We start from the raw sequence: 20,590 nt of genomic DNA, 5'->3' as shown, positions 1-20,590 counted from the left end.
TGCATTAAACTAAATAAACGTTCGAAGTATGAAAAGAGGATTAATAATTGTCCTGTCTGTGTATTCCATATTCTTGCTAAATTCTTGTGAAACCACTGAAGGTTTACCAGTAGTTCAGTTTTCTGAACGAACCAGTTATGCTTTTGAAAGTTATAGTCCTACAGCTGTAGATCTATTAATAGAAGGGGACTTTGATAGTCCCGTTTCGATATCTTATGAGCTTTCAGGATCAGTTGACTTGGAAACAGATATAGCTATGGTTACTGATTCTACTTTTACAATTACACCTAGCGATTCAGTTTTTAATATCGCCATTCGAGTTTTACCTGATGGAGTAGAAGAAGATGAACCCGAAGATGTAGTCTTAACATTAACTGCTATAAAAGGAGGGGTGTTTGGCCAATATACTGATCACACTATTCAAATTCAGTCAGATATTTCTCAACCAAAACCACCAAATCCGATCACCAATGCTTCAGTTGTGTTTGGAGATAGTACTCAAGTTACTTATAGATTTAAAGGTCGAGCACCAGAACCTTTTTTAGTGACGTATAATTTCGTCTCGCAAAAAGATGCTTCAGGACGACCTATGTTTACTACCGAAGAAAGTATTACAGTTGATCAATTTAGAACTTCATTTTCTGTTCCAGTATATTTTAATGAAAACTACACAGGTGACTATATAGGTGATGCTGCTACTATAACTATTAAAGACGTAGTTGGTCAGGATTCAAAGCTCTCTTATCTTGACTATATTCTGGATCTTACAAGTAGTCAAGTTGTGAACGTTACGCCTGGTAAAATCTTTTTCGAGCTGGATTGGATAATGAATTCTACTAAAAGTGGAGTAAATGCATCTGAAGATGTTAATATTGATATTTGTGTGTTGGCTGCGGATACCTGTACGGTCTCTTCATCTGGAACTTCGACTCGATTTGGTGAAACATTCTCTATAGATTCAGAATTTGTTGACGGAAATTATGTGATCTCTGCTGTTGTTGAATCAGGTACATTCACTGATCAGTTAGCTGAATTGACCTATGTTTTCAATCCAGAGGGGCTCTATACGGTAAATGGTAAGAATGCAGAGGAATACGATGAGGATGAAGATGGGGCGTTTAATTTGGTAGTTTCAGACTTAGAGTTAGAGATAGGGGATACTGTGAAATATACATTGAATAAGAGTAAGAATGCATTTACAGTTGCTTTTAAAGAAGTAGCCTCAGGAAATAAGTAAGAAGTCGTAATGTCAAATAGCTTGCGGACGGAATTCAAAATCGCAAAAGGAAATTGTCTTTTTAATTTATCAAGTCAATTTCTTACGATAGGTTCTTGTTTTTCGGATATGATAGCGGAGCATTTGACTCAAAATAAATTTCAAGTTCTCGGAAACCCTTTTGGTACAGTATATAATCCGATTTCTCTATTTAGGCTTTTGCAAGAAGAAGATTTTAATGACTCGAAGTTTATAGATAGAGAAGGGATATGGTTGCACCATGATTTTCATTCTGAATTTAGAAATAGCAGCAAAGAGGAGCTTGCTGAAGTTATATCAGATACAAAACGACTGTCAAATGAAAATTTGCGAAATGCAGATTGTCTGATCATAACGTATGGAACAGCATGGATTTATGAAACATTAAATGATTCATATATAGTATCGAATTGCCATAAGACTCCTCAGAAGTATTTTAACAAGCGTCTTCTAAGTATAGAAGAAATGATGATTGCGCAGGATGAGTTTTTGAATTTTGTGTTTTCAGTTAATTCTAAAATACAAGTTTTACTTACCTTAAGTCCTGTTCGACATACTAAAGATGGTATTCCAGAAAATCAACTTAGTAAATCATCTCTTAGGTTATTATGTGATCGTGGCCAATCATCTTTTCAAAAAGTAGAGTACTTTCCATCTTATGAAATAATGATGGATGATTTAAGAGATTATCGATTTTACAAGGATGATTTGATACATCCAACATCATTTGCAGAGAATTATATTTGGGAGAAATTCCGAGACACTTATCTTGATAAACAAGCAAATGAATTCATTGATGAATGGAAGAAGATAACATCGGCTTTGGCACACAAACCGTTTAACCCAGAATCAAAAGAACATCGACGTTTTGTTGACGCAAGCATTCAGAAGTTAAGACAGATGTCTGAAAAGGTGAATGTCTCTAAAGAAATAGCTTTATTTCAGCAACAGTTGGATTAGATGTTATTGCATTTTTAGTGGTTTATGGCTAGTATTGCAACTCCAAAATAATGAGCGTTTCAGTTCTATATATCGATCAGGTAACAGTTTCTTTCACTAGAAGGATCAGGAGGCCCTTTGGGCTTTTATAATATATGGCTACCTACGTGGTACGCCCTCATCTGTAAATCATACAAATTTCTACTTTTTAATTTCGAGTTCATAACCAATGGACGTTAAAGTGCATTATGCAACGGCAAAGCATAGTCATTATGCTGAAGCTATTTGTGAATTAATAGAGAAGGCTGCTAAAGCTCGTGGGACTGGTATTGCTAAGAGAGAGCCAGAGTATGTCAGGACTAAGCTTAGAAATGAGAACGCTGTTATCGCTTTAGATGGAGATAATTTAGCTGGATTCTGCTATATCGAAGTATGGCAAAATAAAGAGTATTTAGCGAATTCCGGCCTTATAGTTCATCCAGACTATCGTAACATCGGTTTGGCGAAAAAAATTAAATACAAAATATTCGAATTATCACAACTCAAATATCCTGAAGCTAAAATTTTCGGTATTACTACCAGTTTGGCAGTGATGAAAATCAATTATGAACTAGGATATCAGCCAGTTACGTTTTCAGAGTTAACACATGATGATCAGTTTTGGAAAGGCTGTGAGAGTTGTCCAAACTATGATATTTTGCAGAGAAATGAACGCAAAAACTGTCTTTGTACAGGGATGCTATTAGATTCTACAAAAAAGAAAAAGACTACTCAGCCTGAGGGGAAGCCTAATGCATTATCTAGAGGGTTAAGTAAACTCAAGACCTTGAAAAACAAGCTTAAAAACAAATAAGATGAGTAAGAAGAAAGTCATTTTAGCATTTAGCGGTGGGTTAGATACTACCTATTGCGCATTCCATTTAAAAGATGATTTAGATTTAGAAGTACACACGGTATTGGTTAATACGGGTGGGTTCTCTGAGGAAGAATTAGCTGAAACTGAAAGAAGAGCTCAATCTTATGGTGTCGCTAGTCATGCAAATCTTGAAGTAACTCAAGAGTTTTATGATGAGTGTTTAAAGTATTTGATTTATGGAAATGTATTGAAGAATAACACTTACCCATTATGTGTTAGTGCAGAAAGAGCATTCCAAGCCTTAGCCATTGCTAAATATGCCAAAGATCATGGGGCAGAATATATAGCACATGGAAGTACTGGTGCTGGTAATGATCAGGTTCGTTTTGACTTGATTTTTCAGATAATTTGCCCAGATATTAAAATCATTACTCCAATCAGAGATAACAAACTTTCTCGTCAAGAGGAAATTGATTATTTGGCTACCAAAGGAGTAAATATCTCTTGGGAGAAAGCAAAATATTCTATCAACAAAGGGCTTTGGGGTACTTCTGTTGGAGGAGATGAGACTCTGACGTCCAACTTGACATTGCCAGAATCAGCATTTCCGTCTCAAGTAGAGAAAGAAGGTTCGGAAGAGGTCACCCTTGAGTTTGAAAAAGGGCAAATGGTAGCCTTAAATGGAGAGAAAAAAGGAGCTGTACAGATTATAGAGGAACTTACAGCTATTGCTTCCAAATATGGTATCGGTAGAGATGTTCATGTAGGGGACACAATTATTGGTATCAAGGGTAGAGTAGGTTTTGAAGCCGCTGGCCCTGTTGTAATATTGAAAGCTCATCACTTACTGGAAAAACATACTTTGACAAAGTGGCAAGCACACTGGAAAGAACAGTTGGCTAGCTGGTATGGAATGTTACTTCATGAAGGGCAATTCTTAGATCCAGTGATGAGAGATATTGAAGTATTTCTTGAGAATACCCAAAGAAATGTTACTGGTAAAGTGATCATAAAGTTAGCACCTTACAGATTTGAAACGATTGGAATTGAGTCAGACAAGGATTTGATGGCTTCAGAGTTTGGACAATACGGAGAAATGAATAATGGTTGGTCAGGTGAAGATGTGAAGGGGTTCACTAAGATATTGGCTAATCAAAATAAAATATATAGCTCTATCAACAATGATTAAAGTAGGAGTAATCGGTGGAGCTGGCTATACAGCTGGTGAGTTATTAAGAATATTAGTTGGGCATCCTGAAGCAGAGATAGCCTATGTTCATAGTACTAGTAATGCAGGAAACCCAGTATACTCCGTACATAAGGATTTGGTTGGAGATGTTGACATGGACTTTGCAAGTGAGTATCATTTTGATATTGATGTTGTGTTTATTTGTTCTGGTCATGGTCATTCAAGATCCTTCGTGGAAGGAAATGATATTCCAGATTCTGTTAAAATCATTGATTTGAGTAATGATTACAGGTTGAAAGAAGATTCTGATGGTTTTGTCTATGGGTTGCCCGAATTGAATAAAAAGGCAATAAAAGGAGCAATGAAAATTGCTAACCCGGGTTGTTTTGCGACAGCAATCCAACTTGGAATGCTACCCTTGGCAGCGAATGGATCAATTATAGATCATGTACATGTAAACGCAATTACAGGCTCTACAGGTGCTGGTCAGAACCCAACGGCTACAAGCCACTTCAGCTGGAGAAATAATAATATTTCTATTTATAAAGCTTTCAATCATCAGCATTTAGGTGAAATTGGAGAGTCTATTTCACAATTGCAGTCAGGGTTTAACCAAAAAATTAAGTTCTTACCAGTAAGAGGAAACTTTACTAAAGGAATATTTGCTTGTCTTTACACTAAGTGCGAAGCAAGTGAAGAAGAAGTTAAACAATGGTATTTGGATTTCTATCAAAAAGCTGCATTCACTCATGTTCTGGATAAAGCCCCAGATATGAAAATGGTAGTAAATACAAACAAATGTTTAGTTCATGTAGAGAAACATGGGGATGATGTACTAATTACTTCATGTATAGATAATCTTGTTAAAGGAGCTTCAGGTCAAGCCATTCATAATATGAATTTAATGTTTGACTTAGAAGAAACTTCAGGACTTAAATTGAAGAGTTTAGGATTTTAAAACAACGGGCTAATAAGTTATTTAATAATCTACTGACAATCATTTGAATAGCTTTTTAATCAACCCAGCTATCAACATAATAACTTAAGAGATAATGAAAATCGCATTAATCGGTGTAGGTAATTTAGGTCTGGCAATCGCTCAAGGTATTGTTGATCAAAATGAATTCGAAGTTGAGCAACTAGTTCTCACTAAAAGGAATGTGTCCAATTTAGATAGTTGGAAAAAGCACAATCATGTAATGGTAACACCGAAAAATGTAGATGCTGTTAGAGCATCAGATATCATTATTCTTTGTATTCAGCCAGGTCAGTTAAATGGTGTTTTAGAGGAAATCAAGCCAGTCCTTGAAGAAAATCGTCACGTTTTAATTTCAACTATTACTGGTAAAAGTACTAAGGATATAGAAGCAATAGTGGGAGAGGTTCCAATTATTAGAGCGATGCCGAATACTGCGATTTCTGTAGGTCAGTCGATGACATGTCTTTGTAATAACGCTGAAGGTAAACCAAATCTTCCATTAGCTGAAAAGATCTTTGCTTCTGTAGGTGATACAATGGTAATTCATGAAGATATGATGCAGGCTGCAACTGTTGTGTGTGCTAGTGGTGTTGCATTTTGGTTAAGACTAATAAGAGCTACTACCCAAGGGGCAGTACAATTAGGGTTCGATGCACCTGAAGCTAAGCATATGGCTACTCAAGCGTGTTTAGGTGCAGCCAGTTTGCTATTAGCTACTGGTAATCACCCTGAAGAGGAAATAGACAGAGTAACCACTCCTCAAGGTTGTACTATTGAAGGCTTAAATGAAATGGAGCACGAGGGCTTGAGTTCAGCACTTATTAAAGGTTTAAAAAAGTCTTTTGACAAAATATCTAATATCGCATCTGATAAATAACAATGGAGAATTATAAAGTTTATCCCGTCTTTGATATTGAAGTCGATAAGGCAGAAGGACATAAAGTATTTGATAAAAATGGAGATGAGTATCTTGATTTGTATGGTGGACATGCTGTGATTTCGATAGGGCACTCTCACCCTAGATATGTTAAGGCTATTACTGAGCAGGTAAATAAGATTGGATTTTATTCTAACTCTGTCAAAATGCCTTTGCAAGATAAGTTGGCTAAAAAGCTAGGAGAGTTATCAGGTTATGAAGATTACAACCTTTTCTTGTGTAACTCAGGAGCTGAAGCTAATGAAAATGCACTAAAACTAGCTTCTTTTAAAAATGGTAGAAAGAAGATAATTGCATTCAAAAAAGGGTTTCATGGAAGGACTTCTTTGGCTGTAGCTGTGACAGATAGTACCAAGATTCAAGCTGCAGTGAATCCTAGTGATCATGTTCTTCAGTTCGAATTAGGAGATATTGATGGTGTAAAGTCAGCACTTTCTCAGCAAGATGTAGCTTGTGTAATTATTGAAGGAATTCAAGGTATTGGTGGGATTTATGAGCCATCATCAGAATTCATGAATGAATTGTCAGAAGCTTGTCAAGAAACTGGTACTGTTTTGATTTCTGATGAGATACAGTCGGGATATGGACGTTCAGGTAAATTTTTCGCTCACCAGCACTATGGAGTGAAAGCTGATTTGATAACAGTAGCAAAAGGAATGGGGAATGGGTTTCCAATTGGAGGAGTCTTGATTTCACCGGAGTTTGAAGCTGAGTTTGGTCAGCTAGGAACGACATTTGGTGGGAACCATTTGGCATGTGCGGCTGGTAATGCTGTTTTGGAAGTCATTGAAGAGGAATCCTTGATGGAAAATGCTTCTAAAGTTGGTAGTTACTTGATAGAAGAGCTTTCAAAAATAAATCAAGTTAAAGAGGTAAGAGGCAAAGGTTTATTGATAGGTGCGGATTTTGATTTTGCTGTAAAAGAGATCAGAGGCAGACTTGTCAAGGAATATAAGATATTTACAGGCGCAGCTTCAAATCCTAATACCTTGCGTTTACTCCCTCCAATGGGAATAAGTACGAAAGAAGTTGATACATTTATCACCGCACTAAAATCAGTATTATAATGAACTACTTTTCTGTAAATGATGTAGATGACCCAAATAAATGGATCGATGAAGCATTGGCTTTGAAAAATGAGTTAGAGTTAAAAGGGCCTAAATCTAAGACGGGTAAATCAATCTGTCTTTTATTCTTTAATTCTAGTTTGAGGACAAGGTTGAGTATGCAGAAAGCGGCATTTAACCTAGGTGTAGAGTCTTTTGTTTTCAATGTTGGTAGTGATGGTTGGCAACTAGAGTTTGGCGACGGTACTATGATGAATGGAAATACTAGTGAACACATTATTGAAGCTGCTGGTGTATTGAGCAGTTATTTTGATGCTATTGGTGTGAGAGCATTTCCTTCTTTGACTAGTAGAGAAGATGATTATTCAGAAAAGATATTAAGTCAGTTCATTAAACATTGTTCGATTCCTGTGATTAATATGGAATCAGCAACTTTACATCCTCTTCAGTCATTTGCGGATGTTATTACTATCAAGGAGCTATTTCCTTCTAAGAAGCCTAAAGTAGTAGTTTCATGGGCTCCACACCCAAAGGCTTTGCCACAAGCAGTTACGAACTCGTTCATGCAATGGGCAGGAAAGATGGATTATGATTTGGTGATTACACACCCTAAAGGTTATGAACTTGCTCCTGAATTTATGGCAAATGCCACTTTAGAATATGATCAAGATAAAGCTTTAGCAAATGCTGATATCGTTTATGTGAAAAACTGGTCTTCTTATAAAGATTATGGACGAATTTTAAGTCAAGATGAAAGTTGGACTATTACTAATGCTAAAATGAACTTGACTAACAATGGGAAATTTATGCATTGTCTTCCAGTAAGAAGGAATGTCATTGTAGCCGATGAAGTACTAGATAGTGAAAGCTCTGTTGTAATTCATCAAGCTGGTAACAGAGTGACTGCAGCAAACTTAGTAATTCAAAAGTTAATAGGATGAGTAAGTTGACTATTGTCAAAATAGGAGGTAAAGTCATTAATGAAGAGGATCAGTTAGATTCTTTTTTAAAGAAATTTGCTGCTATTAAAGGGGATAAAATTCTTGTGCATGGTGGTGGTAATATCGCTTCCAAATTACAAGAAAAGCTAGGTGTACCAGTGAATATGGTTGAAGGTCGTCGAGTGACCGATAAAGAGGCTATTGAAATCGTTTCAATGGTATTCTCTGGTTTGAACAAAAAGATAGTAGCTAAAATGCAAGCTAATGGCGAACATGCTGTAGGTCTTTCAGGAGCCGATGGCAATGCTATTCAATCGGTGAAACGTCCAATAAAAATCATAGATTATGGTTTTGTAGGTGACGTAAAGGCCATAAATGCCGAGTTTATTAGAGCTCTATTACAAGCAGGGACAGTACCAGTGTTTTGTGCTTTGACTCATGATAAGCAAGGCCAACTTTTAAATACCAACGCTGATACTATAGCCTCAGAGATAGCTGTTGGTATGAGTGATATGTATGACGTTGATTTGGTGTATTGTTTTGAGCAGCCTGGAGTCTTGAGTGATTTTGAAAAAAAGACTGTAATTTCTGAGATTACACCAGTAAGTTACAAGGATCATAAAGATAGAGGAGTTATCAGTGATGGCATGATTCCAAAGTTGGATAATGCCTTCAATGCGCTTGGTTTAGGTGTGTTTACCGTTAAAATAGGTCATTTTGATTCTATAGGTTTAGTTCAGTCTAACGACTATCCAGGTACCATAATATGTTTGAATTAGGAGAGAAATATAGTCCCAAAACCGAGGAGGCTGTTAACTTGTTAGCAGCAATGATAGGCTTGGAATCTTTTAGTAGGAATGAAGGCTTAGTAGCTGACTATATTAAAGAGTTTTTATTTTCAAAAGGTGTTCAAGTAAGAAGGCGTAACAACAACCTTTGGGCAACGTCAACTCATTGGGACGATGAAAAACCTACGATCCTTCTTAATTCACATCATGATACTGTTCGGCCGTCCAAATCATATACACTTGACCCATTTGAAGCACAGATTATTGATGGTAGATTATATGGCTTAGGTAGCAACGATGCTGGTGGGCCATTGGTGAGTTTGATTCAAGCTTTTTTGCACTTTTATGATCAAGATGACCTTCCATATAATCTTGTACTTGCAGCTACCGCTGAAGAAGAAATTTCAGGAGAAAATGGTATAGCTTCTATACTGGAAGAGATAGGAGATATTGATTTGGGTATAATTGGAGAGCCTACATTGATGGATATGGCTATTGCCGAAAAAGGATTAGTGGTAATAGACTGCGAGGCAAAAGGTAAAAGTGGCCATGCAGCACGAAATGAAGGTGTTAATGCTATTTATAAAGCAATGACCGATATTGGTAAACTAAAAGATTTTAAATTCGAGAAGGTTTCAAATCACTTAGGTCCAATTAATGTAACGGTTACTCAAGTGGAGGCAGGGAGACAGCATAATGTTGTTCCAGATAGTTGCAAGTTCGTGATAGATGTTCGTACCACTGATGCTTACAGTAACAAAGAGACGGTAGATATTATAAGTAGTCTCATAGAGTCAGAAGTTGAGCCTAGATCACTAAGGTTAAATTCTTCAGGTATTTCAGAAGATCACCCTGTTGTAAAAAGAGGGGAGGCGATAGGTATGAGAAAGTATGGGTCACCCACATTATCTGATCAAGCCCTTTTAGATTTTACAACTATTAAAATTGGTCCTGGAGATTCTGCTCGATCGCATACTGCTGATGAATACATCTACGTTGATGAAATTGAAAACGGCATTAATCTATACATTAAACTATTGAACCATCTTGATATTTCACCTGCGGTGAAATTGTAAAAATATTTATATGAAGCTTTGGGATAAAGGTACCTCTGAGGTATCAAAGGATATTGAAAAGTATACAGTAGGACGTGATAGGGAACTGGACTTATTGTTAGCTCCTTTTGATGTATATGGTTCTATGGCTCATACTGCTATGTTAGAAAGTATAGGTCTATTAGAAAAAGAAGAACTTCCCAAGATTCATGCTGAGCTTAAGGAGATTCTAAAAGTAATAGAATCTGGAGAGTTTGTAATAGAAGAAGGGATTGAGGATGTACATTCTCAGGTTGAATTAATGCTGACAAGAAAGCTTGGTGATATAGGCAAGAAAATACATAGTGGTAGATCTCGAAATGATCAGGTTTTGGTCGATTTGAGATTGTTTATTCGTGATGAAATAAAGACTATTGCAGGGCTTATAGAGGAGCTTTTTTATACTCTTAATGAACTTAGTAAAGAGCATAAAGATGTATTGATCCCAGGTTATACTCACCTGCAAGTTGCAATGCCCTCTTCATTTGGTTTATGGTTTGGGGCTTATGCAGAGGGATTAACAGATGATCTTCATTTGCTAAATGCAGCTTATAAAGTAGCTAATCAAAACCCATTAGGTTCAGGAGCAGGTTATGGTTCTTCATTTCCTTTAGATCGTCAAATGACTACTGACTTATTAGGGTTTGATGATTTAAGTTATAATGTTGTTTATGCTCAAATGAGTAGAGGTAAGGTAGAGAAGACTGTAGCGTTTGCTATGAATAGTATAGCAGCTACGCTTTCTAGAATGAGTATGGATATCTGTCTTTATAATTCTCAAAACTTTGGTTTTTTGAAATTGCCTACTGAAATGACTACTGGTTCCAGTATAATGCCGCATAAGAAAAATCCAGATGTATTTGAGTTGATCAGAGCTAAAATGAACAAACTCCAATCATTGACCACTGAAATAAGTTTGATTACTACAAACCTTCCTTCTGGTTATCATAGAGATATGCAAACTATTAAGGAGACTTTCTTACCTGCTTTTGAAGAGCTTAAATCTACCCTAGAGGTAGCTATTTTTGCTATGAAGAATATTGAGGTTAAAGACAGTATTATCAATGACCCAAAATATAACGACTTATTCAGTGTAGAAGAGGTCAACAGGTTGGTAAATGAAGGCGTACCTTTTAGAGATGCATATATTCAGGTGGGAAGAGCTATCGAAGAAGGAGGGGCTTCTTTAAGTAAGGAGGTGAATCATACTCATTTGGGAAGTATAGGAGATCCTGCTAATGATCAGATTGAATCCAAACTAAAAGCTATTATTTCTTCTTTTGATTTTGAAAAGGCTGATAAGTCGATTTTAAAGCTCATTTCGTAAAAATTACGGTTCTTATTATCAGTTAGTTAAGTTGATTTTCTTCTTGTTTTGATGTATATTATTAATTGCATTAAACAACTAGAATGATGGTAAAAAGTTTTCAAGGAGTCAAAGTTGAGACACAAGAAGTCTCAGAGATCATGCCTGTATCCGTTTCGGATTACATGTCTACTAAGCTTACAACGTTTCATCCAAATCAGTCCATTTTTGATGTGGTGGACACTCTACTCAAAAGAAAGATATCTGGTGCTCCAGTTATCAATGATCGAAAGGAATTAGTAGGTATAATTTCTGAAGGTGATTGTCTGAAGGAGGTTGTTAAAGGGAAATACAATAATTATCCAAGGTTACATGGTTTAGTCAAAGACCATATGGCTACTAATATTAAATACATATCTCCAGAAGTAAACATCTTTGAAGCTGCTCATATGTTTTTGAATTTGAGAATAAGAAGATTTCCAGTATTGGATCATAATATGAAGCTTGTAGGCATGATAAGTCAAAAAGATATTATGCGTGCAGTACTCAGTCTAAATACAGAGCGTTGGTAGTACCTGATTAATTGGTAATGTTAGAATATTTCTTTTGATACATACCTTTTAGAACTGATATCTAATTTGACTTCCAAGAACAAACATTGCTCAAGCACGCCGGAGTAAAGAAACTACGATATTGTATTTATTATATCAGATATGTTTTTGGTTATAAAGGAAGTTTCTGCAAAAAAAATACAATGGATTACAAGTTCGATTTACTATTCTTTAAGAAGGTTAGGGATTTTAACAGTAAACCTAGTCCCCTCCCCAAATGTTGACTCTACGTTAATGTTACCGTTTAATTTTTCGATCGTTTCTTGTACAATATAAAGTCCAAGACCAGAGCCCTTAGCATCAGGGTTAGCACGATAAAACATATCAAATATTTTCTTAAGGTAAGGAGTGTCTATTCCTAATCCATTATCCTCAATTTCTATGACAAGATAATCTTTGCTAACAGAAGCTTCGATATTTACAAAACTATCAGCAATGTCTTTTTTTTGGTATTTTATACTGTTGGAGATTAGATTGTTAAGAACGATAGATATTCTTCTTTCGTCTCCAAAATATTTAACTGGCGCATCTACATTTACAAGTTTTAGTAATGAACTACAGCCTGGTAGGTAATTCAGATGCTGAAATGATTCTTTGATTAACTCTGTAATGTCAAGTTCAGTAGCCAAAACCTCCAATCTAGAGTTTCTTGAGTAATCTATAATGTCACTGATAAATCTATCCAATTTCACAGTACTGTCTCTTAGTAGTTGTAGATAACCTTTAAGGTCATATTGTTCATTCTCCTTTTCAATGATGTTTAATAACCCCAGAATAGAAAGAAGAGGAGCTCTCAAATCGTGAGAAGTACTATAAACAAACCTATCCATTTCAGTATTGATTTTCTTTAGTTCTTCGTTGGCAGATAGAAGTTCTTTTGAACTAATATCCATTACTCTCTCTACAAGTGCTTGATCCCTTTCATAGTAATCATAAGCTTGACTAATACTCGACATCAATTCATTCATATGGTCAGGAATGTCTTCTTCAGTATACTTTTTGATTTGACGTTGAAGCAATTTATTATACCCTTTTTTCATTCCGTCTCTTGTATCGAAGTTACTACAATAGTGTGATTTTGGAGTTCACATTTTCCTGACTGGTGAAAGGGAGTTAATTCTCCTGAAGAATAAAACCCGAATACTTTCCTTTTATCACCAATACTGTTATTTACTGCTGAAATCTCATCTTCAGTCCAATCTTTAAGAATTTTTGATCTCTGAATGCAATTTACAACAAATACAATATCAGGTTCTTCATTATTGATGCCACTCTTACTATGCCTAGTGGCATTTTTTGCTGAATCTATAAGTTGCGAAATGTTAGTTTTTAATATTCGAATTTTGTCACCTTCTGTTAGATCTCCTGAGAAGCGTGCAGACCCATCTTCACTATTAAAACTCACTATGCTTCTAATAATTCTTTTATCTGTTTCTGTAGTTTTTATGCCTAAAGGAAATTCAATTTGTGCAGATGTCTCAACGTTATCCACTAGTCCTTCTAAATATTCTGTATACATTTCTAAAGGTGTAAGGTGGTCAATTTTGTAAACAGTTGAGTTTTTGACTTTAGAGATAAACCGTTCAGTACCAAATGATGTCCAACCTAAATCCATTCCTGTACCAATTTTGCTATCATTGCCAGAAAAGCCAATGGCTATTATGTTTCCTTGACCGATTTCTGCATTCAATCCTAATGCTGTGTTAGACATGTTTTTATCAGAAGCTACGCCACCAGTAATTGGTATATGTTCTGATATATTGAAGTGTATTCCAGTAACTAATTGAGAACTGTTGACATTATGTGTGGAATCAGTAAAGACCATTAAGTACTTCAAATCATCTTTATCTAATTCGGCAGATAAGTGAGCACCAGCATCAAAACTGTCTTTCACTTGATTTACATTTATCTTTAGTGCTTGAATTTTTGTATTAGAGAACTGAAATGCACTTATACATACTAAGTCATCATTAATTTCTCCAGATAAAATTGATTTAACTGAAGAAACCGAAATAATTTCTGCCTTAGGATAAAGTTCTTTTAATGTACCATTCAATGAATCTTGTACAATTAATTCAGTTGGTCCAAATACAAGGACAAGATTTGCTTTTGAAGTTTCAACTTCTTTTGATACGTCATTCCATCCGTTTCGAGGATGCCATGTTTTTTGTTCAATTATCATTGGATGGTTAATTGTTTAATTTGGATAGAATGAATTTTAATACTCTTGAAGTTAATTAAAGATGCTTTAACAATAATATGGATTATTCAATGGATCACTGGACTATTTGGTGAATAACTTTTGTAAGTAGTTCTATTACAATTCCTATTTCTTTTTCGTTTAGTGAGGCAAAGCCCAATCTACTATGAGAATTGAATGCTGTGTATACATCCGTATTCATAATTACCCCATTTTGATGTAGTTTATCTTTTAAAGTGTCAATATCGATATTTAGAAATTTTACCCATATCGCCATTCCACCTTCTGGTAGCTTAAACCTAACTTGATTACCTAGTTCTTTTTCTAATAGGCTAGCCAATAGGTCTCTTCTACGCTTGTATATACTTATGTTTTTCTTGAGTAAACGAGGCAATTCATTATCTTCTATCAGCATAGAAAGTGACTTTTCCAATAAGGGATCACCTCGGCGATCAATATGTAACCTATGAGGAATGCAATTATTTATGAAAGTTTGACTTGCCACCATATATCCAAGTCTGACAGCTGGAGCAAAAAGCTTGGAAAAAGATCCTATATACACGACTCTACTTTCTTGATCTATACTAGCTATAGGAAGAATAGGGGATCTAGAATAATGGTAATCGTAATCATAGTCATCTTCGATTATTGTAAAGTCATATTTAGAAGCTAGATTCAAAAGCCTTAACCTATGAGTTACCGGCATGGTAATGGTAGTTGGATATTGATGATGTGGAGTAATATAAATTGCCGCAATTTTTTCTTTCTGCAGTGTAGCCTCAAGGTGATCTATATCCAAACCTTGATCATTTAGTTGAATTTTTACCAGTTTTCCACCCAAGGTAGTAATCGTATCATTTGCAGTTTGATAATTTAACTCACCAACTGCTACTTTCCCCCCATTCTTTAGAAGTATGGAAAAAGCAAGGTAGAGAGCCATTTGACTACCACGTGTTACCATGATGTTAGATGGTGTGGTTGAAATAGCACGAGAGTCGTGTAAATAGTTACAAAGTACATATCGAAGTGATTCTTCTCCAGCAGGGCTTCCACCTCCAAATAAATTCTTTCCTATCGCGTTTTTAGACAGTGATCCGGCTTGTTTATAAAGCTTGTCTATCAATGAAAGTCTATAATCAGGTATTCCATCATTGACAGTCACTAGTGATGAGATAGGATCCTTCTTTATGATTTTAGGAATATTCATTTTTCGACCTAAATCTTGAGGTCGGAATGTCGGAATGTTATTTTTGACAAAGGCACCTTTATTAGGAATAACATCAATCCAACCTTGCGCTAATAGTTCGTCAAAGGCCATAATAGCCGTTTTTCGATTTATTTTTAGAATGTCAGCTAAAGTTCTTGAACTGGGTAGTTTTTGTCCAGCAGATAGATGCCCAATGTTTATCTCCTTAATGATGAAATCTGAAATTTGAAGATAAATCGTTCGTTTCGATTCAGGGTTTATTTCTATGATAGATTTCCAAGGTAACATATCTGGACCAGTAAAATGTTTAAAAGTGGATTGCTAAAATAGTCCGGATTCAATGGAGATTTGTTATTAATAAACAAAGAAGTCATGAGTCATTTTGAAAAAACAACATTGAATAAAGTTATAAGAGGAGCTAAAAGAGCGACCTATGATAAGAAAACAGTATTCGAAATATTAGATGCTGGTATAATTTGTCATTTGAGTTACGAAATTAATGGTACACCTTTTGTCATTCCAACTGCGTACGGTAGAGTTGAAGATACTATATACGTTCATGGATCTATGAAAAGTAGGTCTCTCATTTCTTCCTTAGAAATTCCCAAAGTATGTATTTGTGTGACTTTGCTTGATGGATTAGTGTTAGCAAGATCAGCTTTTCATCATAGTGCAAATTATCGCTCTGTCATGGTATTTGGTGGTGCTAGGCATGTAGAATCAGATGAAGAGAAAAATCAGGCATTGTATGCAATTACAGAAAATGTATTGCAGGGACGTTGGGATGAAGTGAGGGAACCAAATCAAAAAGAATTAGATGCTACAAAGGTATTAGCAATTAAAATAGAAAGTGCTTCAGCCAAGATTAGGACAGGAGCTCCAGTTGATGAAACCGAAGATTATGAACTTGATGTTTGGGCAGGGGAGTTACCTTTCAAATCAGGTTTTGATACCCCAATATCTGATGAAAAGCTTAAAAATCAATTGGAAGTTAGCCCTTCGGTTAGGCTTGCATGTAGCTATCTGAAATAATAGATTTGTTTCAAACTAAGAAAATATGGCATTAATACGAAAGGTGAGAGGTTTTGAGCCACTGTGGAAAGATAGTTGTTGGTTCGCAGAGACTGCTACGCTTATAGGGGAGGTAACGTTAGGCGAAAATTGTACAGTATGGTACAATGCTGTAGTTAGAGGTGATGTCAATTCTATTATAGTGGGTGATAATTCTAACATTCAAGACAATGTCGTAGTTCATGGGACATATGAGAAAGCTGGAACAATAATAGGAAGTAATGTTTCAATAGGGCATAGTGCATTGATACACGGTTGTACAATTGAAGATAATGTTTTGGTCGGTATGGGTGCTATAATCATGGATAATGCTGTTATTGGAGCAGGGGCGATCATAGGAGCAGGGGCTGTCGTATTAGCAAATACCATAGTAGAACCTAATTCTATTTACGTAGGAAACCCTGCAAGAAAAGTCAAAGAAAGTGGAGATAAAGGTTTAGCTGAAATAAAAAGGATCGCTAATAATTATCCAAAATATGCTAGTTGGTTTAAAAACGAAGAGAAATAATGATAATAAAACCCAATAAAACAGAGTACAACAGTTTTTTTGATGGTTATGTTCAGTGTGTTGGAGATAACGATGTGTTGAGAGTTTTAGAAAGTCAATGCGAACATTTTAGCGAAGTGTTTCTGCCTTTTGAAGGTAATGGTCACTTTGCATATGCTGCTGATAAATGGACAATACTGCAAGTAGCTAGACATATAGTTGACGTAGAGAGAATATTTGGTTTTAGACTATTGTCTATTGTCAGAGGTGAACAGCAGTGTTTATTTGGGTTTAATGAAAATGAATATAATTTAAAAGCTATGGACGATGACATAAAAGTCTTGATTCAAGAGTTTGAGTATTTAAGAATGGCTAATTTGTTACTCATAAAAGGACTAAATTCAAGTGAGCTTATATCTAAGGGCAATGTCAATGGTACTTCTACCTCTGCTAGAGCTCAGGTTTATATAATTGCTGGACATGTCCTACACCATCTGAATATAATTCAGGAAAGATATAAGAGACAGTCTAATTAGTTCGTTTAGATACTAATGGTACATTTCGATCTGTAATGAATTTTTTTCTTGCATTGATGTTGGTTTCAACATCTGTTCTTTTCTCAAATACACAGTTACTAGATATTCAAGAAGTAAGACTTGATTCTATTATTACAGCTTACCTTGAAAGTGAGGTTGTCAAGTTCGATGAGAACTATATTCAAAACTCAACTTGGGAATATAACACAGGAATGAACAATATCTCATTAGAGTTTTCTTCAAGAAAGTTTAAAATAAGATCGACGGGAAAAAAAAGCAAGACTGTGAATCGCTCAGGTAGCTGGTATATCTATGATAAGTACTTGGTTTTAGACTATAAAGGTGAAAAACGACCAATGTATGTCGTAAATAAAGGAGGACGAGTGATTATTTTAGATGATCATAATGTTAAGATTATTATAAAACTCATTATGGCTTTTGTATCAAAAGAGGAATGGATGGGGTATTTGACGAAAAGTGATGTTTTTAGTTTTGTAGATGGTTTCGAAAAAGTAGATTAACTGTCAAATAACAAGTCTTATTATTTCCTACGTTTGTAGGTTCGTGCTAATTTCGGATTGAATTTAATAGCCCTTAGGTATGAAGATATTAGCAATTGGTAGGAACTACGTTGATCACATTAAGGAACTTAATAATGAAATTCCTGATGAGCCACTGATTTTTATGAAACCAGATACGGCTCTTCTTAGAAATAATGACCCTTTTTATTACCCTTCTTATTCAACAGATATTCACTATGAGGTTGAGCTGGTGGTGAAGATTGATAAGGTTGGTAAAAACATTGAGAAGAAATTTGCTCCTTCATATTACAATGAATTTGCGATAGGTATTGATCTAACTGCTAGAGATATTCAAAACAAAGCTAAGGATAAGGGGTTACCTTGGTTATTATCGAAAGGTTTTGACAGTTCTGCCCCAATTTCAAAATTTCGATCAAAAGAGGGTTATGATTTAAGCAACTTGAATTTTAGTCTTGATATTGACGGTAAAAAGGTTCAAGAAGCTAATACCTCTTTAATGATGTTTGATATTGATGATATCATAGTGTATATATCCAAATTCATAACTGTTAAGAAAGGCGATTTGATATTCACGGGGACTCCAAAAGGCGTAGGTCCAATTAATATAGGTAATCATGTAGAAGCATTTCTGGAACAAGAAAAGGTAATGGATTTTGAGGTTAAGTAGTCTACTAGTTTTTGTTTTGACTTCTCTGTTTTCATTGGCTCAGCCAAAGAAAGGAGATTTTATTATGCCTGTGCGTCATGGGCAGATAGTACATCTTGCTGGTACAATGGGCGAATTACGTTCTACTCATTTTCATGCCGGTATAGATATCAAAACAAGTGGGATTACAGGTTTGCCTATATTAGCAGCAGCAGATGGATATGTTCAACGAGTGAGAGTATCTCTTGGAGGGTATGGTCATGCCCTTTATATCGCTCATCCTCATAATAAAAGTGTAACAGTATATGCTCATTTGGATAAGTTTAGTCCTAAGATCGCAGCTTGGGTCAGAGAGCAGCAATACAAGAAAAAGTCCTTTGAAGTTAACCTTTTTCCAGCAGCTAATCAGTTTGCATTTAAACAAGGTGATGAGATAGCTAAATCTGGAAATACAGGTTCTTCATCAGGACCACATCTACACTTTGAGATTAGATCTTGGGATCATAAAGTGTTGAACCCATTACTTTTTGGATTCAATGAAATTAAGGATACAACACCCCCGACACTTTCAAAAGTTGCCTTTGTTCCAATGGATGCCAATGCTCGTATTAATGGAGTTTTTGCACGTCATGAATTCAATGTGATCAAAAATAGTGATGGAGTAGAAGTATTGGATGGCGATATTTTTTTACAAGGAAACATCGGAGTTGAAGTATATGCTTATGATCGGCTCGATGGTGCTAATAATAAAAATGGAATCCCGTACCAGACTATGTTAGTTGATGGTAAGCCAGTATTCAAACAAGCAATTGACAAACTCTCATTTGCACAATCTAGGAGTATTTTAGTACATACCAATTATCAACGTTCTTCACAAGGAGGTAGAAGGTTTAATAAAATGTATATAGATGATGGGAATCATCTAGATTTTTATGAAACAGGACGTTCCAAAGGGATTTATAGATTCAATGATCCATTAGCTCATGACATAGAATTTAGATTTTCGGATGCCTATGGAAATATTTCACAGTACGTATTTACTATTAATCAAATTGATACTAAATCAACTGGTAGAGCTATCTATACAGGTATTCAGGAGGACGAATTTGAGTTTGTTAATAATTATGTTCATTTCAAGACTGACCTGATAGATCATGGTTATTGTGAAGCATTGATGCATGTGGATGGTGAAATTCGCAAAGAACAGTTAGCATATGACGATAACGATATGGGCTATTTTCTTTGGGATTTAAGAAATTCAATTCCAGATTCTATATCTGTATGTGATAATGATATAATAATAGATCCTGTAGAAATGATTCCGTCGAATATTATTACTTCGTGGAAGTCTTCTACAGCTTCTGTTTCATTTCCTAAGAAGTCGCTCTTTGATACTATGTATTTGAGATATCAGTATTCTAACATTGATCGGGAGTTTTTTGAATTTAAAAATTCAGATGTTCCTTTTAATCAGAGTGTTATAGTAACTTTATCACCTAGGTCATTTTATCCTATAAGTAAATCTTCAGTTTATACGCTTAATTCTAGAAAACGATTTGAATTTGTAGGGGGTGATTGGCACGATGGACAAATCACTTTTAAAACAAAGAACTTAGGTCGATACACAATAGAAATGGATACAATACCTCCTAAGATCACACCTCTTTCTAAATCTTACGGTGTTGTACGTTTTCGTGTTCAAGATAATAGGTCTGGAATCAAAATTGTTAAAGCTTATTTAAACAATGATTGGATTTTGATGAATTATGATGTGAAGTCTGGTCGTATTTGGTCAGATGATAAAGTGAATGTCCAGGGTGAATTTAAATTAGAGGTGATTGACAAAGTTGATAACAAGTCCATTTTTGAAAGGAGTTACCAATAGCTTCTAAGAAGGATATACATTGTAGAATTCTTTTTTTGAAATTCCCGTAAATGC

The 20,590-nt window shown here is 35.4% G+C and carries 21 protein-coding genes; 18 read left to right on the top strand and 3 right to left on the bottom strand.

Annotated elements, in window-relative coordinates:
- Nucleotides 1-28: 28 nt before the first annotated feature.
- The 12 genes from DKG80_RS06455 to DKG80_RS06400 all read left to right on the top strand — a co-directional run bounded on the left by DKG80_RS06455 (nt 29) and on the right by DKG80_RS06400 (nt 11,923).
- On the top strand, nt 29-1,237 hold the full coding sequence (locus DKG80_RS06455; protein ID WP_109830501.1) for a hypothetical protein: 1,209 nt from the start codon (nt 29-31) through the stop codon (nt 1,235-1,237).
- Nucleotides 1,238-1,246: 9 nt separating this feature from the next.
- On the top strand, nt 1,247-2,215 hold the full coding sequence (locus tag DKG80_RS06450; protein ID WP_109830500.1) for a GSCFA domain-containing protein: 969 nt from the start codon (nt 1,247-1,249) through the stop codon (nt 2,213-2,215).
- A 208-nt stretch (nt 2,216-2,423) separates the two neighbouring features.
- Nucleotides 2,424-3,047, top strand: a complete 624-nt coding sequence (locus DKG80_RS06445) for a GNAT family N-acetyltransferase (protein WP_109830499.1) — start codon at nt 2,424-2,426, stop codon at nt 3,045-3,047.
- 1 nt (nt 3,048) lies between these two features.
- Entirely contained in the window at nt 3,049-4,239 is a 1,191-nt protein-coding gene (argG, locus tag DKG80_RS06440; protein WP_109830498.1) for an argininosuccinate synthase, read from the top strand.
- Nucleotides 4,232-5,197, top strand: coding sequence for an N-acetyl-gamma-glutamyl-phosphate reductase (gene argC, locus DKG80_RS06435; RefSeq protein WP_109830497.1), 966 nt, complete (start codon nt 4,232-4,234; stop codon nt 5,195-5,197). The genes argG and argC overlap by 8 nt, the downstream gene beginning before the upstream one ends.
- A 94-nt stretch (nt 5,198-5,291) precedes the next feature.
- Nucleotides 5,292-6,095, top strand: a complete 804-nt coding sequence (gene proC, locus DKG80_RS06430) for a pyrroline-5-carboxylate reductase (RefSeq protein ID WP_109830496.1) — start codon at nt 5,292-5,294, stop codon at nt 6,093-6,095.
- A 2-nt stretch (nt 6,096-6,097) separates the two neighbouring features.
- Nucleotides 6,098-7,222 carry an aspartate aminotransferase family protein gene (locus DKG80_RS06425; protein WP_109830495.1) on the top strand — a complete coding sequence of 375 codons (1,125 nt, stop codon included), beginning with the start codon at nt 6,098-6,100 and terminating at the stop codon, nt 7,220-7,222.
- Nucleotides 7,222-8,163, top strand: a complete 942-nt coding sequence (locus DKG80_RS06420) for an N-acetylornithine carbamoyltransferase (protein WP_109830494.1) — start codon at nt 7,222-7,224, stop codon at nt 8,161-8,163. The genes DKG80_RS06425 and DKG80_RS06420 overlap by 1 nt, the downstream gene beginning before the upstream one ends.
- Nucleotides 8,160-8,942: an acetylglutamate kinase gene (argB, locus tag DKG80_RS06415; RefSeq protein WP_109830493.1), complete on the top strand. Its 783-nt coding sequence runs from the start codon at nt 8,160-8,162 to the stop codon at nt 8,940-8,942. The genes DKG80_RS06420 and argB overlap by 4 nt, the downstream gene beginning before the upstream one ends.
- A complete protein-coding gene (locus DKG80_RS06410; protein ID WP_109830492.1) occupies nt 8,930-10,027 on the top strand; it encodes a M20 family metallo-hydrolase in 1,098 nt (365 codons plus the stop codon). Before argB ends, DKG80_RS06410 begins: the two co-directional genes overlap by 13 nt.
- 10 nt (nt 10,028-10,037) lie before the next feature.
- Nucleotides 10,038-11,372, top strand: a complete 1,335-nt coding sequence (argH, locus tag DKG80_RS06405; RefSeq protein ID WP_162555719.1) for an argininosuccinate lyase — start codon at nt 10,038-10,040, stop codon at nt 11,370-11,372.
- Nucleotides 11,373-11,458: 86 nt separating this feature from the next.
- Entirely contained in the window at nt 11,459-11,923 is a 465-nt protein-coding gene (locus tag DKG80_RS06400) for a CBS domain-containing protein (RefSeq protein ID WP_109830847.1), read from the top strand.
- A gap of 203 nt (nt 11,924-12,126) precedes the next feature.
- On the opposite strand, the gene DKG80_RS06395 is transcribed toward DKG80_RS06400, so the two are convergent.
- The 3 genes from DKG80_RS06395 to DKG80_RS06385 form a co-directional block, all read right to left on the bottom strand.
- Nucleotides 12,127-13,002 carry a sensor histidine kinase gene (locus DKG80_RS06395; RefSeq protein WP_109830490.1) on the bottom strand — a complete coding sequence of 292 codons (876 nt, stop codon included), beginning with the start codon at nt 13,000-13,002 and terminating at the stop codon, nt 12,127-12,129.
- Nucleotides 12,999-14,144 (bottom strand): FIST signal transduction protein, encoded by a 1,146-nt coding sequence (locus DKG80_RS06390; protein WP_109830489.1) that lies wholly within the window; start codon nt 14,142-14,144, stop codon nt 12,999-13,001. The genes DKG80_RS06395 and DKG80_RS06390 overlap by 4 nt, the downstream gene beginning before the upstream one ends.
- Before the next feature lie 94 nt (nt 14,145-14,238).
- Nucleotides 14,239-15,657 carry an aminotransferase-like domain-containing protein gene (locus DKG80_RS06385; protein WP_109830488.1) on the bottom strand — a complete coding sequence of 473 codons (1,419 nt, stop codon included), beginning with the start codon at nt 15,655-15,657 and terminating at the stop codon, nt 14,239-14,241.
- A gap of 84 nt (nt 15,658-15,741) precedes the next feature.
- On the opposite strand from DKG80_RS06385, the gene DKG80_RS06380 reads away from it, so the two are divergent.
- From DKG80_RS06380 to DKG80_RS06355, 6 genes are all read left to right on the top strand, one after another.
- On the top strand, nt 15,742-16,401 hold the full coding sequence (locus tag DKG80_RS06380; protein ID WP_109830487.1) for a pyridoxamine 5'-phosphate oxidase family protein: 660 nt from the start codon (nt 15,742-15,744) through the stop codon (nt 16,399-16,401).
- Nucleotides 16,402-16,426: 25 nt separating this feature from the next.
- Nucleotides 16,427-16,948, top strand: coding sequence for a gamma carbonic anhydrase family protein (locus DKG80_RS06375; protein WP_109830486.1), 522 nt, complete (start codon nt 16,427-16,429; stop codon nt 16,946-16,948).
- Nucleotides 16,948-17,463 (top strand): DinB family protein, encoded by a 516-nt coding sequence (locus DKG80_RS06370; RefSeq protein ID WP_109830485.1) that lies wholly within the window; start codon nt 16,948-16,950, stop codon nt 17,461-17,463. The genes DKG80_RS06375 and DKG80_RS06370 overlap by 1 nt, the downstream gene beginning before the upstream one ends.
- A 35-nt stretch (nt 17,464-17,498) precedes the next feature.
- A complete protein-coding gene (locus DKG80_RS06365) occupies nt 17,499-17,984 on the top strand; it encodes a hypothetical protein (protein ID WP_109830484.1) in 486 nt (161 codons plus the stop codon).
- Between the two features lie 79 nt (nt 17,985-18,063).
- The gene (locus DKG80_RS06360) at nt 18,064-18,672 is read left to right on the top strand and encodes a fumarylacetoacetate hydrolase family protein (RefSeq protein ID WP_109830483.1); all 609 of its coding nucleotides are present in this window, start codon (nt 18,064-18,066) and stop codon (nt 18,670-18,672) included.
- Nucleotides 18,659-20,536, top strand: a complete 1,878-nt coding sequence (locus tag DKG80_RS06355) for a M23 family metallopeptidase (RefSeq protein ID WP_221409059.1) — start codon at nt 18,659-18,661, stop codon at nt 20,534-20,536. The genes DKG80_RS06360 and DKG80_RS06355 overlap by 14 nt, the downstream gene beginning before the upstream one ends.
- Nucleotides 20,537-20,590 lie beyond the last annotated feature (54 nt).

It is taken from the genome of Reichenbachiella versicolor (genome assembly GCF_003171675.1).
Lineage (GTDB): Bacteria > Bacteroidota > Bacteroidia > Cytophagales > Cyclobacteriaceae > Reichenbachiella > Reichenbachiella versicolor.
The sequence above is the reverse complement of the archived record's forward strand: the minus strand, read 5'-3'. Positions and strand labels throughout refer to the sequence as shown.

Excerpts from the sequence above, each read along its gene's own strand:
- argG (WP_109830498.1), top strand. The coding sequence starts at position 3,049 with ATGAGTAAGAAGAAAGTCATTTTAGCATTTAGCGGTGGGTTAGATACT.
- DKG80_RS06445 (WP_109830499.1), top strand. The coding sequence starts at position 2,424 with ATGGACGTTAAAGTGCATTATGCAACGGCAAAGCATAGTCATTATGCT.
- DKG80_RS06370 (WP_109830485.1), top strand. The coding sequence starts at position 16,948 with ATGATAATAAAACCCAATAAAACAGAGTACAACAGTTTTTTTGATGGT.
- DKG80_RS06450 (WP_109830500.1), top strand. The coding sequence starts at position 1,247 with ATGTCAAATAGCTTGCGGACGGAATTCAAAATCGCAAAAGGAAATTGT.
- DKG80_RS06425 (WP_109830495.1), top strand. The coding sequence starts at position 6,098 with ATGGAGAATTATAAAGTTTATCCCGTCTTTGATATTGAAGTCGATAAG.
- DKG80_RS06390 (WP_109830489.1), bottom strand. The coding sequence starts at position 14,144 with ATGATAATTGAACAAAAAACATGGCATCCTCGAAACGGATGGAATGAC.
- DKG80_RS06380 (WP_109830487.1), top strand. The coding sequence starts at position 15,742 with ATGAGTCATTTTGAAAAAACAACATTGAATAAAGTTATAAGAGGAGCT.
- DKG80_RS06400 (WP_109830847.1), top strand. The coding sequence starts at position 11,459 with ATGGTAAAAAGTTTTCAAGGAGTCAAAGTTGAGACACAAGAAGTCTCA.
- DKG80_RS06385 (WP_109830488.1), bottom strand. The coding sequence starts at position 15,657 with ATGTTACCTTGGAAATCTATCATAGAAATAAACCCTGAATCGAAACGA.
- DKG80_RS06420 (WP_109830494.1), top strand. The coding sequence starts at position 7,222 with ATGAACTACTTTTCTGTAAATGATGTAGATGACCCAAATAAATGGATC.
- argH (WP_162555719.1), top strand. The coding sequence starts at position 10,038 with ATGAAGCTTTGGGATAAAGGTACCTCTGAGGTATCAAAGGATATTGAA.
- DKG80_RS06365 (WP_109830484.1), top strand. The coding sequence starts at position 17,499 with ATGAATTTTTTTCTTGCATTGATGTTGGTTTCAACATCTGTTCTTTTC.
- argB (WP_109830493.1), top strand. The coding sequence starts at position 8,160 with ATGAGTAAGTTGACTATTGTCAAAATAGGAGGTAAAGTCATTAATGAA.
- DKG80_RS06395 (WP_109830490.1), bottom strand. The coding sequence starts at position 13,002 with ATGAAAAAAGGGTATAATAAATTGCTTCAACGTCAAATCAAAAAGTAT.
- argC (WP_109830497.1), top strand. The coding sequence starts at position 4,232 with ATGATTAAAGTAGGAGTAATCGGTGGAGCTGGCTATACAGCTGGTGAG.
- DKG80_RS06455 (WP_109830501.1), top strand. The coding sequence starts at position 29 with ATGAAAAGAGGATTAATAATTGTCCTGTCTGTGTATTCCATATTCTTG.
- DKG80_RS06410 (WP_109830492.1), top strand. The coding sequence starts at position 8,930 with ATGTTTGAATTAGGAGAGAAATATAGTCCCAAAACCGAGGAGGCTGTT.
- DKG80_RS06360 (WP_109830483.1), top strand. The coding sequence starts at position 18,064 with ATGAAGATATTAGCAATTGGTAGGAACTACGTTGATCACATTAAGGAA.
- proC (WP_109830496.1), top strand. The coding sequence starts at position 5,292 with ATGAAAATCGCATTAATCGGTGTAGGTAATTTAGGTCTGGCAATCGCT.
- DKG80_RS06375 (WP_109830486.1), top strand. The coding sequence starts at position 16,427 with ATGGCATTAATACGAAAGGTGAGAGGTTTTGAGCCACTGTGGAAAGAT.